Source organism: Rheinheimera soli, assembly GCF_021290985.1.
In the GTDB taxonomy this organism is placed as follows: domain Bacteria; phylum Pseudomonadota; class Gammaproteobacteria; order Enterobacterales; family Alteromonadaceae; genus Pararheinheimera; species Pararheinheimera soli.
Genome location: NZ_JAJOYU010000071.1, coordinates 1 through 2208 on the forward strand (window position 1 = coordinate 1; position 2208 = coordinate 2208).

Annotated in this window: 2 protein-coding genes and 1 pseudogene; all 3 read right to left on the bottom strand. The window is 50.8% G+C overall.

Going from position 1 to position 2208, the window contains the following annotated elements:
• Positions 1-46: 46 nt before the first annotated feature.
• Complete coding sequence (gene tnpC, locus LSG37_RS20970; protein WP_233081956.1) at positions 47-1579, bottom strand: IS66 family transposase; 1533 nt, start codon at positions 1577-1579, stop codon at positions 47-49.
• A 92-nt stretch (positions 1580-1671) separates the two neighbouring features.
• On the bottom strand, positions 1672-2061 hold the full coding sequence (gene tnpB, locus LSG37_RS20975; RefSeq protein ID WP_233081957.1) for an IS66 family insertion sequence element accessory protein TnpB: 390 nt from the start codon (positions 2059-2061) through the stop codon (positions 1672-1674).
• A pseudogene (locus LSG37_RS20980) lies at positions 2028-2208 on the bottom strand (IS66 family insertion sequence element accessory protein TnpA); the annotation flags it as partial. The pseudogene LSG37_RS20980 and the gene tnpB, both read right to left, overlap by 34 nt.

A 2208-nucleotide genomic window follows, 5' to 3' on the forward strand; every position in this document is an offset into this window, starting at 1 on the left:
GTAAGCGTAACAACAACCACACCTTGCGGTCTGGTTGTTGTTCCGTTTAGTACGGCAGTAGTTTAGCTAATGCTTCAGGCGTGTTTGCTGTTGGTAGTTGTTCAAACAACTGCGTTAGATAGTGATAAGGCTCTAAGCCGTTGATTTTTGCGGTTTCGACCAAGCTGTATAGCGTAGCACTGGCTTTGGCTCCGGTTTTTGTGTTGGCAAACAGCCAGGCTTTTCGACCGATAACGAACGGCTTCACTGCCCGCTCGGCTCTGTTGTTGTCGATGTTCAGCTGCCCATCGTCCAGATAGCGTATCAACTTCGGCCACTGCTTCTGTGTGTAGCTGATGGCTTTGCTGACCAGACTTTCTTTGGGGATGGTGTCTTTGGATTTTTCCAGCCAGTCCCAGAGTTGTTTCAGAAGTGGTGCGGCAAGCTGTTGACGTTGCTGCTGTTTGACATCGAACGATTGGTTTTTCAGTTTGCTCTCCAATGCATACAACTTCTGGATTTGGTTGATTGCCCAGTCAGCTTTACCGGTTTTACCTTTGCCTTGCGCCTGCTGCGCTTCGATAAACTTACGACGCGCATGTGCCCAACAACCGGCTAAGGTGGCCGGGGTTTGTTCATAACCGGCATAGCCATCGACTTGCAGGTAGCCAGTGTAACCAGCAAGGAACTGCACAGCATGCGCTCCGCTGCGACCATCCTGGTAGTCGAACAGCACCAGTTTTGGACCTGCTGAACCTTCGACGCCACAGCCGTACACCCACATGTAACAGGTGCTTTTATCCACCTCCAACACATCTAATGTAGTCTCATCAGCCCACAACACTGATTGCTTTAACAGCTCCGTTTTCATCAGCGCTAACAACGGCTCCAGCTTGTCGGCACAGTTTATCAGCCAGCGGCTCATGGTCTGGCGATTCAGTTCAATACCTGCCTCGCTAAACATTTTTTCCTGCCGGTACAGCGGCAAGCCATAATGCATTTTGGCGCTGATGATTTGGGCCACTAAGCTGGGGGTTGCCATGCTTTTGGGGAAGAGCGTGTCAGGGACATCGGCAATCTGTATTGCCACTTCTGTGCCTTCACGTTCACAGGTGCGGCAGCTGTATTTTGGACGCACATGCTTTATCACTCGGATTTCGGCAGGGATAAACTCAATCTGCTCGCTGACTTCCTCACCCATCCGATGCAATTCATTCCCGCAACAGGCGCAGGTTTTGCTGTCGATATCGTGCAGCACTTCACTACGTGGCAGCTCTGGTGCAATACGTGGGCGCCGAGGCTTGGCGGGCTGTTTCTCTGTTGTTTCGTCGGCTGGCGTTTGCGCTTCTGAGGGCTGTTGTGCTTCAGTTTCAGCGACTTGCTCCGCTTCGTTAAAGACCTGACCATCGCCTTCGTAAGTTTCGCTGCTGGGACTAAATCGCTTGTGCTGCGCAAGGTTCAGGACTTCTTCAAAGCGCTGTACCCGCTCAGTCAACTTTTGAGTGAGCGTTTCTAATTTGGCGATGCGCTTATCCCGCTCCAGTAACATTCGCTTGAGCGTTTCGACATCATCAGGTAATTCGGCAGGCGTTTTTTTCATGGCCGTTATTGTAACGGTCTGTTTGGCTAAGTGCTTGTCCTGATTTAGATTGTTTCATCTGCGATCCAAAGGATTTATAGCTGATCTGCATATCAGCCCACACTTTGGTAACTCAGCGGCTGATGCGGGGTTAGCTTTTGGATATCAATGCCTTGCAACAGCCAGTGCCACTGCTGCTCGCTAATCGACAGCACCTTACCCGACATCAGACGTGGCCAGCGGAATTTATCTTTTTCCAGTCGTTTGTACCACAGGCAGAAGCCTGTCTGGTCCCAGTACAGCACTTTTAAGCGCGAACGCTGCTGATTGCAGAACACAAACAAAGCACCGCTAAAGGGCGACAACTGCATTTCCTGCTCAACCAACAGCGACAAGCCATTGATGGATTTTCTAAAATCGACAGGCTGTTTGTGCAGATAGATTTTTGGCACATCGATAAACATCTTCATCACGACATCGCCCTGAGCAAGGTGGCGAGCCATACGGCATCGGTGCCAGCAGGCAGATGCAGTTCAATATCCCGCTTTCTGAGCAGTATCGGCTGGCAAAGCATCATGCCGTGCGGTGTTAATTCTACAAAGCCGTCATTGTCGTCTTGCTGCCAGGCAAGCAACTGCCGCTTACGCAGA

What these genes read in the sequence shown, in the direction of transcription:
- tnpC (WP_233081956.1), bottom strand. Translation starts at nt 1,579, where the DNA reads ATGAAAAAAACGCCTGCCGAATTACCTGATGATGTCGAAACGCTCAAG.
- tnpB (WP_233081957.1), bottom strand. Translation starts at nt 2,061, where the DNA reads ATGGCTCGCCACCTTGCTCAGGGCGATGTCGTGATGAAGATGTTTATC.